Source organism: Bacillus thuringiensis (assembly GCF_001182785.1).
GTDB classification, from domain to species: domain Bacteria; phylum Bacillota; class Bacilli; order Bacillales; family Bacillaceae_G; genus Bacillus_A; species Bacillus_A thuringiensis_S.
The window spans coordinates 4,722,733-4,740,825 of the sequence record NZ_CP012099.1 but is presented as its reverse complement, the minus strand read 5'-3'; the positions used below and the strand labels follow the sequence as shown (position 1 = coordinate 4,740,825).

The window sequence follows — 18,093 nt, the reverse complement described above, 5'->3', positions numbered from 1 at the left end:
GGAATTGACGAACAGGGTCAATTCCTTTTTTTGTTTTCAAATTCTTCTTCTGAAATGACTTTAAATCCGTGTCTTTTAAATAAAGCAGTAGTTACTCCGTAACCAACTTGCTTATTGCCGTTAAATTCTCCAGTGTAAATCGTAGAACTGCCACAAGATGGGCTGCGTTCCTTTAAAATAATATATTCTGGGTGTAAATTTTTAATTTGTTCTAATGCTTTATAAGCACCATTTACGAAAGCTTCTGTGACATCTTCACCATCTTTTGTTATCACTTTCGCTTTTCCGTCCAAAACGTCGTCGCCATTCCCGCCAATAATTTCAGCAGAAGGACGAGGTGTTGGCAGTCCTCCTAATACTTCAGGACAAATGAGGACTGTATCTTCTTGTTGTAGTAGCTCCTCTATTTTTGAAACGAGATTGTCATTTCCGTCATATCGACAAGCGATACCACCTAAACAAGCGCTAATTACGATCATATTTTCATCTCCATTAAAAAATATTAAATTCCACGCCAAATTCTCTTCCTGCCTCTTACTTATAAATGAGGTGATATAAATGGGAAGCTTATATAATTTAATGAAACCATACAGTGAATTTCGAAGTAAAGAAGAGTTTAATACATATCAAAAACAAGTTTTGAAGTGCTATCGATTTCAATTGAATAAAACTGATGCTATCATTATTCATTTTTTAGGAAAGTATGCGGTGAATGAGAAACAAAAAACAGTAGGAGTCGCCTGTCCGTTAATGGAGACGATTGCGAAGAATGTTGGAAAGAGTATTCGTACAGTACGCCGTTCAATTGCAAAGTTAGAGGAACTAGGAATTATAAAGCGTGTTGCAACAAAAGAAAGACATAAGCGCGGTGGGTATAGTGCGAACTTATATGTATTTCTTGCGTCTGCAATTGACCGCATGGATGACCGTATGAAAATGTCCGCATGTGAAAGTGAGGATTATGCAGCTGGTTGTAGCGGAAAGGAGCAAAAAAGCGAGGGGGAAACAATTCTTTCTAAAAACATTCCACAAATAAAAGAGAAAAGAAAAGGAACGTACGAGCTTGATGAAACGTATTGTCGTCACGATATACCAAAGCCTTTTATATACGCACTTGTGCCAATGACAAGTAACCCGAAGAAGATTAACTTACTGTGGAGTAAGGTGGAGCTTGCTTATAAAAAGAGCGGGTTACTAGAGCAAGGTGTTTTGCTAGAGCAAATATTAGCTGATGAAGAAGTGTATGGAAATTTCATTTGGCGAGTAAAGAGTGTTGTGAGAGCGTATAAATATGGGGAAATCCGTAAAAATGTTAAGGCGCTTTTATATAGTACAGTGCGGGATCTATTTTTAGAGGTTGGACTAGAATGGGGAGCAGCTGTGAGACGAAGTAAGGGGATACCGTTATTTGATCCGTTTAAAAAGGAGCCATGCGTATAACACATGACTCCAAGTAGCTAATCGAACTTTCTTACAACTGGGACACGAATCGCTACAAATAGTACGAAGACGATAACAGCAATTGCACCGCTTTTCATAACGGTTACGATTGGAATTCCCATTGCAAGTGCGATTGATGTGAATGCATAAGAGAGCGGGATAAAGCCCATTGATGATAGCATAAGTAAGCTCATTACGCGTCCCATCATTTCCTCTTTTACTGTCGATTGAATCATCGCCATAAGCGGAACGATAGCCATTGCAATTGTAATACCATAAAACATGCCGGCTAATAATGCTTGCCAAAGTACGGTGCTAAAGTTGATGGATAAGAAGAATACACCAGACAGTAGCATCATGATAATGCAAAATAGTCCGCGTCTACGATTAATATTTTTTAAACCGACAATGACAGCGCCTATTGCCATTCCGCCGCCTACAGATGCTTCTAAGTAACTGAAATGGAGCGAGTCACCGTGCAGAACATTTTTAACGAAAAGCGGGAAACCGACCTGCATCGGACCAATTAAAAATAAATTTAAAAAGGCGCTACAAAGAAGGAAAGTTGAAAGGAATGGCGATTCCTTTACATATAAGATTCCTTCTTTAATAGAAGTGAACATACCTTTATCTGTATCTTTTAGTTCTGGCATCGTAAATTGTATTTTTTGAACGAGTATGGCTGCGACAATCAGTAATAAAATTGTAATGGAAAATATTGTCTCGTAGTTTGTAAATTTGATCAGAATTCCACCAAGTACAGGGCCTAAGATGACCGATGCTTGGTTCGTCATTTGTGTAAGTGAGTTTGCTTGTGTTAAACGGCTTTTTTCTACAAGTTCAGGTAAGATTGATCCGTCAGCTGACCAGAAAAAAGCATCAGCAAGTCCAAAGAATAAAGCGAATAAAGCAAATGTATATAGTGTTACATCACCAACGATAAACCATGTGAGAATGGTTGCGACAAGAATCGCTCGAATAATATTGGAGTAAAACATAATGTTTTTTTTCGGGAATTTATCAGCTACAGCGCCGCCGATAATCATAAAAATAAGCCTTGGAACACTAAGAGCTACGAAAACAACACCGAGTGAAGCTTCAAGGTTTAATGTTTTTGCTATGTACCACGTTTGTGAAAAAGTAAAAAAGGCTAAAGCAAAGCTTGAAAAAAGAGTAGCTGCCCAAAGAAAAAGGAAATTCGTATTTTTTAATAACGGTTTTCCGCTTCCTTCTAAAGCAGTTTTATTTTGTTGTAGTTCCTCCATATTGCTTCCTTTCTATGTGACAAATTTAAACTGAAAAACCAGTAAACGCCCGATTGGTGAGGGCTAATACTCAATGGGAGATGCCCTCCGCTGAGTATAGTTTCACTTTATACAGTTTCTAATATTTCTATACTGCACTTTCTCATTGTAGACAATAATAATGGATTTGCCCAGTAGCTATTTAACGACAAAAAAAGATGCCGAATGGGCATCTTTTTTTAGGCTAACGCAATATAAATATCCAATTGTGCATGATTTGGGTCTAATGCTCTTTCGGCGTAAAGCTCAAAGTCTGTTGTGAAGGCACGTTTATTTTCTTTCGACCATTGCCAAATATATTCCCAAGCTTCGCAAACGACTTCAGCAACTGGACCTTTTCTCGTTGTAAATACCGCATATGTAGCGGCAGGTATTGTTAAAGTTGTCATATTTTCAGGAACATCTTCTAATGAAGAAACGGGCATACCGATTGTAAATGTATATGTACCAGTTTCATCTGATTCATAGTTTGAGTAGAAAGCGAATATTTCTTTCGTTTGTTGATTTGGGATGTGATATATCATTTGTTCTTGAAAGTATTTGTTCCAAAGCCCGGGGATTTTTCCTTCAGTAGATGCCTCTATTTCATTAGTCGTCGTAACCGAAACGCCGATTGTTTGGAAAGCTTCTTTTTTTACGATAATGGGTTCATTTATCATGGAAATGCCTCCTTTTAAATAAGAACATTAGTTCCCTTTTAATGTAACATATTTTTACATGTAACGGTTATTGTTTTTTGAAAATTTTAATCATAAACAACAAACTGAAATGACTAAAAATGGTAGATTTTCTATTGTATGTATGAATAGATTAAGGGATATGTTAAGCTTTTTATGTATCCTTAAACTGTTATATCGGCCTATATCATAAGGTGTTTTATAGGTTTATATAAGTGTCCGATATATATGCTATTTTTGATAAATTAAAATAATAATATTCTATGAGATTTATATTGTTGACATTTGGATTTCAACGATACATTTTCGTAGGTCGGATTGTTGCGAGTGGATATATATTGCTATGTATACGGCTACTAAATGAAAGGGTTACTGAAATTAAGTAGACGGTTAGCAAGTATATAGAAAGGAGAAAGATAGAAAATATGAAGCAAGTATTGAAGTGTTTTAATGTCGTAACGATGATTACACTTCTCCTATCCATCATATTGCCTGCACCCAGTGCTTTTGCTACAGAGATAAATAAAAAAAGCTGGGATGAGTTACAAGGAAATGATGTGAAAATTAAGGCAGAGCAAGTAAATGCTGAAATATATAAGGGAGAAGTAGCGGAGAGGGAGCACGTATTTCAATATACGGTTGAAAATACGGGAGCTACACCAATTCAAGAATTGGTAATTAAACAAAATAATGATAATGAAATTGCGTTCCTTCCGCAATCTGCGAAAGTAAACGGAGAAAAGTTACCTGAAAATAAGGTAGCGGATTTCTATGTAGAGGAAAAAGATAAGGGAGGAAAGATTCTTTCTTCTAATCTTAAAATTCAAGATTTAAAATCACATGAAAAAATGACTGTGTTAATAAAAGCTCGTCGTGCACAACATTTTAATAAAGAGTATAAGCAAAAAATTAGTGTGCAAAAGGATCAACTACAAATAGGGAACATGTCTGTAGATGTTGAAGGGCTTCCTTCTGAAGATAATTTAGAAGCTAATACCGATGATGAGGCTGACAGTAGTAAGAAAGCTATCGGATCAACAACTGATTCAAAAACTAAAGAAGTGGATGGAAAATTAAAAGTATCTGTAGAAGATAAAAATAGATCTACACAAAAAACAGAAATAGATAAGGTACAACAACCTGAGGCTGAGAAGCAACTAAAAGAAGAGAAAAAGCAATCACCTTTAGCAGTAAAGCAGAGTGATGCAAAAGTACAAGCTGCATCAGAAAATGCTTCAAAGGTTCAAATTCAAACAGGAGATAAACAAGGATTTGGAGACCCACTGTATTCTATTATTACTGCCGGTAATTTAGTACAAACTGGTAATGTGACGCTTGGTTTGACTACGGATCATTATGGAAGACAAAGTATGGGTTATAAAACGAATAAAATGACTGTGGACGTTGATAACGATGATAGTACTTTTAATTCGTCAACAGGTGCATTTCCTAACATCCCTGCTGGAAGTAAAGTGAAAAAGGCGTATTTGTTTTGGACAGCTGCAATGGGAACTGTAACTAGTACAAATGTTAATCAAAGAGTTAGTGATAATGATGTACGACAACCAGTCAAAATGAAAATGGGAAATAAAGAATATGCAGAGGTAACTGCTGATAGCATACGAAAAGCGGATTACCTACCTTATATTTCTAATTACTCAGGTAGTGGCGCAGGATATGTTGCGTATGCAGATGTAACAAATGTAATTGCACAGCAAGGCATTTCTCAAACGTTGACAGTTGCGAATGTGCCACAAATTAAAGATGTAGCAGGTGGCGGCTATTACTGGGGTAACTGGAATCTTATATTAGTTTATGAAAACTATAAAGAAACAGTAAAAGACATGAAGATTTGGGAAGGGCTAGTCTCTCAAAAAAGCACAGCTTGGACAGATATTAGTGTTAATAAAATAAACACACCAAAAGAAGGTGCTTTTAAGGCGAAATTTAGTTATTTTTCATCGCAAGGTGATCCAGCTGAGAAAGATGGATATGCATATGATTATGGAGAATATGATTTTGGTGCTGGATATATAAAGATAAAAAATATTAACGGTAAAGATAATGATGCGAATGATTCGTCTATGACAGAAGTACAAGTAGACGGTACTAACGAGTTTGTTACAAAAAAATATCCAGGATATAACCCGGATTGGACAAATTCATTCAGTACTGACATTCATACGTATCATCTTGAAGGACCTACTCAAGTAAAAAATGATTTAAAAGAAGCAAAAATGCGTTTTAGAGCAAATGGTGGTACTGGTGATATTTACGTATTAAATAACGCTACATTCGTTACAGAACATAATGCTCCAAACTTACAAGTTGATAAAAAGGCATTAGATAGTGTTGGTAAAGAAGTTAAGGAAATTAAAGCCGGTGAAGAGTTTACGTATCAAATTGAAGTGAAAAATGATACGAAAAATAACCAATCGCCTGTATCTAATGTAAAAGGTTTTGATAAATTAGATGATCGTTTAGAGTATGTTCCGGGGTCTATTCAATATGTTTCTGGAAGTAATAAAGGAAATAAAACAGATAATGCAAGCGACGATGAAGCAGAGTTTGTAAATAATCAAATTGATTTCCGTATTGGTGAAGGGGCAGATGCTAAAGACGGCGGTGTTTTAAAGCCTGGTGAAAGTGCCATTATTACATTTAAAGTAAAAGTGAAAGCTTCTGTACAATCAGATACAACAATAAAAAATATCGTTGCTGTAAAGGGAAAAGATAGTACCGAGGTAAATTATGAAACTGCAGATGATGCAAATGTTACGGTTACGCTGCCAAAAGAAGTTCCGGGAGAAATAGAGGCGAGAAAAATAGCTTCTAATAAAACACCGAAGCTAGGTGACGAGGTAGAGTATCGTATTACATTTAAAAATAAGACAAAAGATGGACGTCTAGATGTATTGACAATTGAAGACGAATTACCAAGTAGTCTTGAATACGTGAAAGATAGCTTGAAAGCCGAAGGTATAAAACCAGAGCCAGTAGAGCTAAAGTTTGAAAATGGCAAAGTAATTGCAAAGTATCCAGAAATTATGGATATGGAAGAAAGAAGTATCGTCTTTAAAACAAAAGTAAAAGAAACTGCAAAAATTGGTGAAGAAATTGTTAACAAAGCAACCGTTAGTGATAAAACAAATCCACCAAAGGATCTAGAAGAGAAGATTACACCACAGCATAAGGCCGGTAAAATTGCTGCAAAGAAAAAAGCAACAAATAAGAAGCCGAAGCTAGGAGAAGAAGTTGAATATCAAATTAGCTTCAAAAATACGGTGGAAAACGGAAAACTAGATGCAGTTACAATAGAAGATGAAATTCCAGCTAACTTAGAATTTGTTCAAGGTAGTGAGCGAGCTGAAGGTGCTGAACCAAATCCAGTAGAGTTAAAAGTAGAAAATGGTAAGGTAATAGCAAAATATCCAGAGATTACGGATACAAAAGAGCGAAGCATTGCCTTTAAAGTGAAAGTAAAAGAAGAGGCAAAAGCGGGAGAAACGATTGTTAATAAAGCGGTTGTGAGTGAGCCAAATGGACAATCTGAGCATCCAGAAGAAAAGATTACGCCGGATTATAAATACGGTAAAGTGGATGTAGAAAAAAGCGTAACGAATCAAACACCAAAACTAGGAGAAGAAGTGGAATACCGAATTACATTTTATAATACGGTAGAAAATGGAAAACTAGAAAAGGTGCTAGTAGAAGATACATTACCTAAAGGTGTTGAATACGTGAAAGATAGTTTGAAAGCTGAAGGCATAAAACCAGAGCCAGTAGAACTAAAAGTGGAAGACGGAAAAGTAATGGCAAAGTATCCAGAAATTATGGATACAGAAAAAAGAAGTATTGTTTTTAAAGTGAAAGTAAAAGATTCGGCAAAAGTAGGGGAGGCAATTGTAAATAAAGCAATTGCAAAAGATCCGAAAAATGAGCCTGTTGAATCAAAGGTTGTTATTACACCGCAAAGTAAAAAAGGTGAAATTGCTGCTACAAAGGTAGTTAATAATAAGAAACCAAAGCTAGGTGAAGAAATCGAGTACCGCATTAGTTTTCATAATACGGTTGAGAACGGAAAACTAGAAGAGGTGCGAGTGGAAGATACAATTCCAAAAGGTCTTGAATATGTAGAAAATAGCATCAAGGCTGAAGGAGAAGCACCTGGACCAGTAGAATTAGCTGTTGAAAATGGGATAGTCAAAGCTAAGTATATCGATATTATGGATATGAAAGAAAGAAGTATCGTCTTTAAAGTAAAGGTGAAGGAAGAAGCAAAAGTAGATAAAGAGATTGTCAATAAAGCAATTGTTGATGATACGAAAAATCCACCGATTGAGCCGGAGGAAAGAATTACTCCGCAACATAAGGATGGAATAATTGATTCGACGAAGACAGTAGATAATCCATCACCAAAACTAGGCGAAGAAGTAGAATACCGAATTAGCTTTAAGAATACGGTAGAAAACGGAAAACTAGAAAAGGTAAAAATAGAGGATACAATTCCTAACGGTTTAGAGTATGTAAAAGGCAGTGAAAAGGCTGAAGGTGATAAACCAGCTCCATTAAAGTTAAGTGTGAAAGATGGAAAAGTTATTGCTGAATACGAAAATATTACGGATATGAAAGAAAGAAGTATCGTCTTTAAGGTAAAGGTGAAGGAAGAAGCGGAAGTGGGTAAGGAAATCATCAATAAGGCAATTGTTGATGATATGAAACATCCGAAAGAACCAGAAGCGAAAATTACACCATTACATAAAGATGGAAAAATTAAAGCGAAGAAAATCGTAAATAATGAAACACCGAAGTTAGGAGAAGAAGTTGAATACCGAATTAGTATGAAAAATACGGTAAAGAACGGAAAGCTAACAGACGTGACAATAGAGGATACTTTACCAGAAGGTTTAGAGTATGTAGAAAATAGTTTGAAAGCAGAAGGTACCGGAACAGATTCAGTAGAGCTGAAATTTGAAAACGGTAAGGTAATGGCAAAATATCCAGAAATTATGGATACAGAAGAAAGAAGTATCGTTTTTAAAGTGAAAGTAAAAGAAGAAGTAAAAGTCGGTAAAAAAATTATTAATAAAGCAACTATTGATGATTCGCAAAATAAGCCAGTTAATCCGACAGCGGAAATTATTCCTCAGTATAAAGCTGGAAAACTTGAAGCGAAAAAGATGGTAAATAATGAAACGCCGAAGTTAGGAGAAGAAGTGGAATACCGAATCAGCTTTAAAAATACGGTAGAACATGGAAAGCTAACAGAGGTAATAATAGAAGATGATTTACCAAATGGATTAGAGTATGTGAAAGATAGTGTAAAAGCAGAAGGATCTAAGCCAGATCCAGTGGAATTGAAATTTGAAAACGGTAAGGTAATGGCAAAGTATCCTGAGATTACAGATACGAAAGAGAGAAGTATTACCTTTAAAGTGAAAGTAAAAGGTAAAGTGAGCGATTCGATTGTTAATGAAGCGATTGTGAGCGATACGAAACATCCGCCAGAAACACCGATAGCAGAAATTATTCCGCAACATAAAGACGGAAAAGTGAAAGCGAAGAAAACGGTAAATAATGAAACGCCGAAGTTAGGAGAAGAAGTAGAATACCGAATTAGTTTTAAAAACACGGTAGAAGACGGAAAACTAGCAGAGGTGAAAATAGAAGATACTTTACCAGAAGGTTTAGAGTATGTAGAAAACAGTGTGAAAGCAGAAGGATCTAAGCCGGATCCAGTAGAATTGAAAGTGGAAAATGGTAAGGTAATGGCGAAGTATCCAGAGATTACGGATACAGAAGAAAGAAGTATCACTTTTAAAGTGAAAGTAAAAGATGAAGTGAAAGTCGGTAAAAAAATCGTCAATAAAGCAATTATTGATGATACGAAAAATGAACCAGAAACACCGACGGCAGAAATTACTCCGCAGCATAAAGATGGAAAAGTAGAAGCGAAGAAAACGGTAAATAATGAAACGCCGAAGTTAGGAGAAGAAGTAGAATACCGAATTAGTTTTAAAAACACGGTAGAAAACGGAAAGCTAGCAGAGGTAAAAATAGAAGACGATTTACCAAATGGATTAGAGTATGTGAAAGATAGTTTACGAGCGGAAGGTTCTAAGCCGAATCCGGTAGAACTGAAAGTGAAAGATGGAAAAGTAATCGTCAAATATCCAGAAATTATGGATACAGAAGAAAGAAGTATCGTCTTTAAAGCGAAAGTAAAAGAAGAAGTAAAAGTTGGTGAAGGCATTGTCAATAAAGTAGTTGTTGATGATACAAAAGATCCAACAACTTCAGAAGTAACAATTACGCCAGAATATAAAGACGGTAAGCTTAAAGCAGAGAAATTTGTAAACAATAAAAAACCGAAATTAGGAGAAGAAGTAGAATACCGAATTAGTTTTAAAAACACGGTAGAAAACGGAAAACTAGTAGAGGTTAAAGTAGAAGATGAAATTCCAGCTGGATTAGAGTATGTAGAGAACAGTTTACAAGCAGAAGGATTTAAGCCTAGTCCGGTAGAATTGAAATTTGAAAACGGCAAGGTAATGGCAAAGTATCTAGAAATTGCGGATACAAAAGAAAGAAGTATTATCTTTAAAGTGAAAGTAAAAGAAGAAGCAGAAATAGGCAAGGAGATTGTTAATAAAGCAATCGTAGTAGCTACAAAAAATGAGCCAGAAGAGCCTCACGTGGAAATTACTCCGCAATATAAAGATGGTAAAATTGCTGCGCAGAAAGTGGCCAATAATCATAAACCGAAACTAGGAGAAGAAGTAGAATATCGAATTAGTTTTAAAAACACGATAGAAAACGGAAAACTAGCAGAGGTAAATATACAGGATGCATTACCAAATGGTTTAGAGTATGTAGAAGGCAGCATCACAGCAGAAGGTTCTAAACCGAAACCAGTAGAGCTACAGGTGAAAAATAATAAGGTAATGGCAAAGTATCTAGAAATTACAGATGCAGAGGAAAGAAGCATTGTCTTTAAAGCGAAGGTAAAAGAAATCGTAAAAGTGGGCGAAGAAATCGTAAATAAGGCAATTGTAGATGATACAAAGAATTTGCCAGAAGAGCCTTATGTACCGATTACACCACAATATAAAGATGGAAAAATTGAGGCGAGAAAAGAAGTAAGTAATCATGAACCGAAGTTAGGTGAGGAAATCGAATATCGAATTATTTTTAATAATACGGTGAAAGATGGAAAACTAGCAGAGGTAAAAATAGAAGATGAAATTCCAGCTGGATTAGAGTTTGTAGAAGGAAGCGAAAAGGCTGAAGGTGAAGAGCCAAAACCAGTGGAGTTGAAAGTAGAAAATGGTAAGGTAATGGCAAAGTATTCAGAGATTATGGATACGAAAGAAAGAAGTATCGTTTTTAAAGTGAAGGTGAAAGATTCAGTTGCAATAGGGAAGGACATTACAAATAAGGCAATTATCCATGTTGATGATCCGAACCACCCTATAACTGAACCGACAGCGAAAATTACACCGCAATATAAAGACGGTAAAATTGCTGCTCATAAAAAGGTGAATAATCATAAACCGAAGCTAGGGGAAGAAATCGAATACCGAATTTCATTTAATAATACGGTGAAAGATGGAGAGCTGGCAGAGGTGAAAATTGAGGATGAAATTCCGTCTGGTTTAGAGTATGTGAAAGATAGTCTAAAAGCAGAAGGTGATAAGCCAGCCCCAGTAGAGTTGAAAGAAGAAGTTGGTAAGGTTAGTGCGAAGTATGAAAATATCACTGACATGAAAGAAAGAAGTATTATCTTTAAAGTGAAGGTGAAAGATTCTGTTGAAGTGGACAAAGCAATTGTAAATAAAGCAATTGTTGATGATACAAAAAATCCACCAGAGCGACCGGAAGTAGATATTACACCGCAGCATAAAGCTGGTAAATTTAAAGCTAATAAAAAGGTAAGCAAAAAAGATCCAAAGCTAGGAGAAGAAGTAGAGTACCGAATTAGTTTTAAAAATACGGTAGAAAACGGAAAGTTAGCCGAGATGAAAATCGAGGATCAACTACCAAATGGATTAGAGTATGTAAAGGACAGTTTAAAAGCAGAAGGTAATGAACCGAATCCAGTAGAGCTAAAAGAAGAGGCTGGAAAAATCACAGCGAAGTATGAAAATATTACTGATACAACTGAGCGTAGTATTCGCTTTAAGGTAAAAGTAACGGAAGCAGTAAAAGTCGGTAAGAAAATCGTGAATACGGCAATTGTGGATGATGATAATCCAAAGAATCCTCCGCAAAAACCAGAAGCGATTATTACACCGGAGTATAAGAATGGAAAAATAAAAGCGGAGAAAACAGTAAATAACCCAGCTCCAAAATTAGGAGAAGAAGTAGAGTATCGAATTACGTTCCGTAACGTAGTAGAGCATGGAAAAGTAGCGAAGGTGAAAATTAAGGATGAATTACCAAACAGTTTAGAGTTTGTAGAAGGTAGCGAAAGAGCTGAGGGGGATAATCCAAAACCGTTGCATGTAAAAGTGAAAAACGGCACAGTACTCGCAGAATATCCAGAAATTACGGATATGAAAGAAAGAAGCATCGTCTTTAAAGTAAAAGTGAAAGAAAAAGCTAAAATTGGCGAAGCGATTGTGAATACGGCGGTTGTGGAAGATACTATAAATCCACCAGAGAAACCGAATGTCGCTATACAGCCTCAATATAAAGCTGGTGCATTACAAGCAGAAAAAACAGTAAGCAACCATGAACCGAAGTTAGGAGAAGAAGTAGAATATCGAATTAGTTTTGAAAATACGGTAGAAAACGGAAAATTAGCTGAGGTAAAGGTAGAAGATGAAATTCCAGCCGGTTTAGAATACGTACAGGATAGTATAAAGTCTGATGGGCCGGAACCAAATCCAGTAGAACTTAAAGTTGAGAATGGAAAAGTAACAGCAAAGTATCCAGAAATTACGGATACGAAAAAAAGAAGTATCATCTTTAAAGCGAAAGTACAAGAAACGGTACAAGTAGGAAAAGAAATTATAAACAAGGCGGTTGTGGATGATAATAATCCGACAAATCCACCAGTTGAGTCACTTATACCAATTACACCGCAATATAAAGATGGGAAACTAGAGGCAAGGAAAGAAGTAAGTAATCATGAACCAAAGCTAGGGGAAGAAATCGAATATCGAATTACTTTTAACGGCACAGTAGATGGCGGAAAGTTAGTTGATGTAAAGATTGAAGATGAAATTCCGTCTGGTTTAGAGTATGTGAAAGATAGTCTGAAGGCCGTAGGTGATAAGCCTGTACCAACAGAACTTAAAGTTGAGAATGGAAAAGTAACAGTGAAGTATCCAGAAATTACGGATACGAAAGAAAGAAGTATCATCTTTAAAGTAAGGGTAAAAGAATCAGTAAAAGTTGGAGAGGAAATAACAAATAAAGCGATTATTCACGTAGATGACCCAAATCATCCAGTTATGGAACCGACAGCGACAATAAAGCCAGAATATAAAGCTGGTAAGTTAAAAGCAACGAAGACAGTAAGTAATAAAGAACCGAAGCTAGGAGAAGAAATCGAATACCGAATTAGCTTTGAAAATACGGTAGAAAACGGAAAATTAGCTGAGGTAAAGGTAGAAGATGAAATTCCAGCCGGTTTAGAGTACGTGCAAGATAGCATTAGATTTGAAGGGGCTGAGCCAAATCCAGTAGAGTTAAAAATGGAGTTTGGAAAAGTAATAGCGAAGTATCTAGAAATTACAGATACGAAAGAACGTAGTATTATTTTTAAAGCGAAGGTAAAAGCAGCACCAAGTAAAGGGATAACAAATAAAGCAGTAGTGGACGATAGAATAAATCCACCACTTGAGCCTACAGTTACAATTTTACCGAAAACAAAAGAAGATTTTAAGATACCGAAAGACCCGAAGGAACCAGAAGTGAAACCAGAGGATCCGAAAGACCCGAAGGAACCAGAAGTGAAACCGGAAGATCCGAAAGAACCAGAAGTGAAACCGGAAGACCCGAAAGAACCGAAAGAACCGAAAGACCCGAAAGACCCGAAGGAACCAGAAGTGAAACCAGAGGATCCGAAAGACCCGAAGGAACCAGAAGTGAAACCGGAAGACCCGAAAGACCCGAAGGAACCAGAAGTGAAACCGGAAGACCCGAAAGAGCCGAAGGAGCCAGAAGTGAAACCGGAGGATCTGAAAGAGCCGAAGGAACCAGAAGTGAAACCGGAGGATCCGAAAGACCCGAAGGAACCAGAAGTGAAACCGGAAGACCCGAAAGAGCCGAAGGAACCAGAAGTGAAACCGGAAGACCCGAAAGAGCCGAAGGAGCCAGAAGTGAAACCGGAGGATCTGAAAGACCCGAAGGAACCAGAAGTGAAACCGGAGGATCCGAAAGAGCCGAAGGAACCAGAAGTGAAACCGGAAGACCCGAAAGAGCCGAAGGAGCCAGAAGTGAAACCGGAAGACCCGAAAGAGCCGAAGGAGCCAGAAGTGAAACCGGAGGATCTGAAAGACCCGAAGGAACCAGAAGTGAAACCGGAGGATCTAAAAGAGCCGAAGGAGCCAGAAGTGAAACCGGAAGAACCGGAAGTAAAACTTGAAAAGTTAATTAAAGAACCGCAAGTAAAAGTAGAAAAAGAATTACCGAAAACAGGGGCAGCACATTCATGGATGATGTCAGTTGGTGCGGGAATTTCATTCTTAGTTGGCGGAGTATTATTCGTATTAGGTAGAAGAAGAAAACAATAATTTTTTTAGACGAAAAGCACAATGAGTTCGATAGTTTATCGAACTCATTGTGCTTTTATTTTTTTCATATTAAAACATACTTGAGCTATGCATCGGTTGAAGTTTTGCATTTGGATCGAAGTAAGCTTTTGCATTGTTTACTGCTGTCGGTGCTTCGCCAAAGCCGCAAGCAATGAGTTTTACTTTTCCTTCATATGTACAAATGTCACCAGCAGCGTAAATGCCAGGAATATTTGTTTCCATTTTTGAATTTACAAGGATGCTATTTTTTTGTATATCTAAGCCCCAGTTTTTAATTGGACCAAGAGAGGAAACGAAGCCGTAGTTTACAATTACGTCGTCAACATCGATGATAACCTTTTCTTCAGTTTTTACGTGCTGAAGAACAACTTGTTCAATTTTGTCATCACCAATGAGTTCAACTGGAACATACGGTGTACTTACTTCTGCACGAGAATTCATTAAGTTTTCGACGCTATGTTCATGTGCGCGGAATTTATCACGGCGATGAACGATTGTAACTTTGTCAGCAATCGGGTCTAACATCATCGTCCAGTCTACTGCTGAGTCGCCACCGCCAAATACTACGACGCGCTTGCCAGCAAATTTATTCATATCATCAACGAAATAATGTAAGTTTTTCTTTTCGTATTTTGCTGTACCTTCTAATTCTAAGCGGCGTGGTTGGAAAGCACCATTGCCGGCAGTAATAATGACTGATTTAGAATAGTGAGTTTGTTTATTCGTAACCAGTTTAAATACACCATCAGCTTGTTTTTCAAGCGTATCAACAGCTTCTTCTAAGCAAATGGTTGGATCAAATTTCTTCATTTGCTCTTTTAAGTTATCAACTAATTCTTGTGCGCGCACTTTTGGAAATCCAGCTACATCATAAATGTATTTTTCAGGGTAGAGTGCGGATAATTGTCCTCCAAGTTGAGGTAAGCTTTCAATGATTTTTACACTTGCTTGTCTCATCCCGCCATAAAATGCTGTGAATAGTCCTGTTGGACCACCACCAATAATTGTTATGTCGTAAACTTTTTGATTTTCTGCCACTTTCATTCCCCCTATAGATGGAATTTTGATATTGATTTCATATATTGTTCATATGTACACGAAAATCCTGCAAATGATGACACTTTCAAATAAATGATAGCATATTTGAGTTCATAATACTCCTGAAAACGACTGAATTGTGTGTAAGTTTTCGCGTAGGTTCTTTTTTATTGTATAAAATATACAGAAAGGAAAATACATGAAAAAAAGGCTGAAAAACCCTTGAAAACGCTATGTTATTTTAAAATATTGATAATTCTCCAGACGCTTGAATTCTGGAATAAAACCGACTAATATAGGGAAGTATTATGTTAAATTTCTATGACAAAATTCGTACGATTTTTTGACTGCGTTTTGTTATGATATAGAATGTGATAAATTCCACATTCTTGACAAATAGAGTTTTTAGTACTTGGTATTATTTCTCATTACTATTATATAAAGAAAAGGGTTGTGATTTGGTGAAGACTCCAAAAATCGTAGTTTTAGGTGCAGGTTATGGCGGGATGATTACGACTGTTCGTCTGCAAAAAGCATTATCTGTAAATGAAGCTGAAATTACGTTAGTAAACAACAACAGCTATCACTATCAAGCGACTTGGTTACACGAGAGCGCAGCTGGTACATTACAAGATGAAAAAATCTGTCTAGATATTCAAGACGTTATTGATACAAATAAAGTGAACTTTGTACAAGACACAGTAGTAGAAATTAAAGCTGCTGAAAAACGCATTATCTTAAAAGACGGCGAGTTAGAGTATGACTACTTAGTAATCGGTCTTGGTTTCGAATCAGAAACATTCGGAATTACAGGATTAAAAGAGCATGCATTCTCAATCGCTAACATTAATGCAACTCGTGAAATTCGTGAGCATATGGAAGCTAGTTTCGCTAAATATGCAGATGAGAAGCGCGATGAGTTAGTAACAATCGTTGTTGGTGGTGCTGGATTCACTGGTATCGAGTACGTAGGTGAGCTTGCAAACCGTGTTCCTGAACTTTGCAAACAGTACAATGTACCACGTGAAAAAGCACGTATCATCTGTGTAGAAGCTGCTCCAACAGCACTTCCAGGTTTCGATCCAGCATTAGTAGAATATGCTGTAAAACAACTTGAGAAAAAAGGTGTAGAATTCCGCATCGGTACAGCAATTAAAGAAGCAACTGAAGAAGGTATTATCGTTGCAAATGGCGATGATACTGAATTAATTAAGTCTGAAACAGTAGTTTGGGCTGCAGGTGTTCGTGGTAATGGTATTGTGGAAGAGTCTGGTTTTGAAGCAATGCGCGGACGTGTAAAAGTTGATGAGTACATGCACGCTCCAGGATACGAAGAGGTATTCATGGTTGGTGATGCGGCGTTAATCATTAACGAAGAAATTAACCGTCCTTATCCACCAACAGCACAAATTGCAATTCAACAAGGTTACAACATTGCACACAACTTAACTGTATTAGTTCGTGGCAAGGGCGAAATGAAAAAATTCGCATTCGATAATAAAGGATCTGTATGTTCTTTAGGTCATGACGATGCAATGGGCGTTGTTATGGGTAAAAAGTTAACAGGTTGGAAAGCTTCTTTCATGAAGAAAGTAATCGATAACCGCTACCTATTCTTATTAGGTGGACCTTTATTAGTTCTTAAAAAAGGTAAATTAAAGTTCTTTTAATATATAGTAGAAAAAGCAGAAACGGCTAAGCGCTGTTTCTGCTTTTTTTATATAATATATGTTTTCGATATAGCGATACGAAGATGGAGAAATGTTTTTTTTGAACATTACCGTATCATGAAATGAATGAATCCAATGTTTTATTTTCTTCATAATTACATTCCTGCATCTTGATATTTTTTTGTTAACAGTATATCGACAAAATGGGTTTTTTTACTTTTTGAAAAAAGGAAATTTCACAGCGAATTAAAAAGTATAGTATAATATATAGAAAAGAAAGAATATTCTGTCCGTTCGGATGGAGGAGGATGCATCATGGGGAAGCGCGGGAAAGTATGGTTAGCTGTTAGTGGCCTAGTAGCTACAAAAGATGGCAGGTGGCTATTCGTTAAGAAGAAATACAGTGGATTAAAAGGGAAATGGTCTTTACCGGCTGGTTTTGTAAATGAAGGTGAGACAGTTGATGAAGCTGTGAAACGCGAAGTGTTAGAAGAGACAGGCATTTTCGCTCATGTGAAGGGGATCATTGGTGTTCGATCGGGTGTTATTCGTGATGAAATTAGTGATAATATGATTATTTTCCTTTTGGAGCCTGAAGGAGAAAATATTATTGTACAGGAGAAAGAATTGTCTGAAGTGGCGTTCTTACATCCAGATAAGATTGCGGACGATCCGAATACGTCTGTACTTATTAAATATTTGTTAGAAGGAAGATCAGAACTACATCTTGAAGTGGACAAAACATTAAATCCAGGAGAACCATTTGGTTATACAGCCTATCACGTATTTACGGCACGTGCGAAGGAGAGGGAAAAAGAGTGAGTATACCGGTACTACTTATTTCAATGATGTTATTCTTTATTTTGTTCTTTGGAATTGGATTTTTACTCAACATGATTTTACGGGCTACATGGGTAATGGTTATTGTGTATCCGATTGTTTGTATGCTTATTATTAATAAAGCGAGTATGTGGGATTATTTTTCAAAGCCGAAAGAAACATTTTCTTCATTTGGGACAAGTGTATCGCACTTAGGACAAGCAGACATGTTTATTCTATCTACTGGATTAGTAGGGGCTGCTTTAGCAGGAGTTGTGATCAAGAAACTTCGGAAAAGCGGATATCAAATGTTTTAATCTCCAACTAAGTTGGAGATTATTTTTTTGCATATTCCTTCATCGTATAGGGAATGATTAACGAT

Annotated in this window: 9 protein-coding genes; 5 read left to right on the top strand and 4 right to left on the bottom strand. The window is 36.7% G+C overall.

The window, feature by feature from the left end; all coding sequences use genetic code 11:
* Positions 1-17: 17 nt before the first annotated feature.
* A complete protein-coding gene (locus AC241_RS24530) occupies positions 18-479 on the bottom strand; it encodes a 2-thiouracil desulfurase family protein (RefSeq protein WP_050844877.1) in 462 nt (153 codons plus the stop codon).
* A 79-nt stretch (positions 480-558) separates the two neighbouring features.
* Between AC241_RS24530 and AC241_RS24525 the strand changes: the two genes are divergently transcribed.
* Positions 559-1,440 (top strand): helix-turn-helix domain-containing protein, encoded by an 882-nt coding sequence (locus AC241_RS24525; protein WP_050844649.1) that lies wholly within the window; start codon positions 559-561, stop codon positions 1,438-1,440.
* Positions 1,441-1,457: 17 nt separating this feature from the next.
* On the opposite strand, the gene AC241_RS24520 is transcribed toward AC241_RS24525, so the two are convergent.
* Positions 1,458-2,705 carry an MFS transporter gene (locus AC241_RS24520; RefSeq protein WP_000391931.1) on the bottom strand — a complete coding sequence of 416 codons (1,248 nt, stop codon included), beginning with the start codon at positions 2,703-2,705 and terminating at the stop codon, positions 1,458-1,460.
* Between the two features lie 218 nt (positions 2,706-2,923).
* Positions 2,924-3,403 (bottom strand): GyrI-like domain-containing protein, encoded by a 480-nt coding sequence (locus AC241_RS24515; RefSeq protein WP_050844648.1) that lies wholly within the window; start codon positions 3,401-3,403, stop codon positions 2,924-2,926.
* 443 nt (positions 3,404-3,846) lie between these two features.
* On the opposite strand from AC241_RS24515, the gene AC241_RS24510 reads away from it, so the two are divergent.
* Positions 3,847-14,163 carry an isopeptide-forming domain-containing fimbrial protein gene (locus tag AC241_RS24510; RefSeq protein ID WP_050844647.1) on the top strand — a complete coding sequence of 3,439 codons (10,317 nt, stop codon included), beginning with the start codon at positions 3,847-3,849 and terminating at the stop codon, positions 14,161-14,163.
* A gap of 69 nt (positions 14,164-14,232) precedes the next feature.
* On the opposite strand, the gene AC241_RS24505 is transcribed toward AC241_RS24510, so the two are convergent.
* Positions 14,233-15,222 (bottom strand): NAD(P)/FAD-dependent oxidoreductase, encoded by a 990-nt coding sequence (locus AC241_RS24505; RefSeq protein ID WP_050844646.1) that lies wholly within the window; start codon positions 15,220-15,222, stop codon positions 14,233-14,235.
* A 461-nt stretch (positions 15,223-15,683) separates the two neighbouring features.
* Between AC241_RS24505 and AC241_RS24500 the strand changes: the two genes are divergently transcribed.
* The 3 genes from AC241_RS24500 to AC241_RS24490 all read left to right on the top strand — a co-directional run bounded on the left by AC241_RS24500 (position 15,684) and on the right by AC241_RS24490 (position 18,028).
* The gene (locus tag AC241_RS24500; RefSeq protein ID WP_000856602.1) at positions 15,684-16,892 is read left to right on the top strand and encodes an NAD(P)/FAD-dependent oxidoreductase; all 1,209 of its coding nucleotides are present in this window, start codon (positions 15,684-15,686) and stop codon (positions 16,890-16,892) included.
* Positions 16,893-17,207: 315 nt separating this feature from the next.
* Positions 17,208-17,714, top strand: a complete 507-nt coding sequence (locus AC241_RS24495) for an NUDIX hydrolase (RefSeq protein WP_050844645.1) — start codon at positions 17,208-17,210, stop codon at positions 17,712-17,714.
* Positions 17,711-18,028, top strand: coding sequence for a YuiB family protein (locus AC241_RS24490; protein ID WP_016079877.1), 318 nt, complete (start codon positions 17,711-17,713; stop codon positions 18,026-18,028). Before AC241_RS24495 ends, AC241_RS24490 begins: the two co-directional genes overlap by 4 nt.
* The last annotated feature ends 65 nt before the right edge of the window (positions 18,029-18,093 follow it).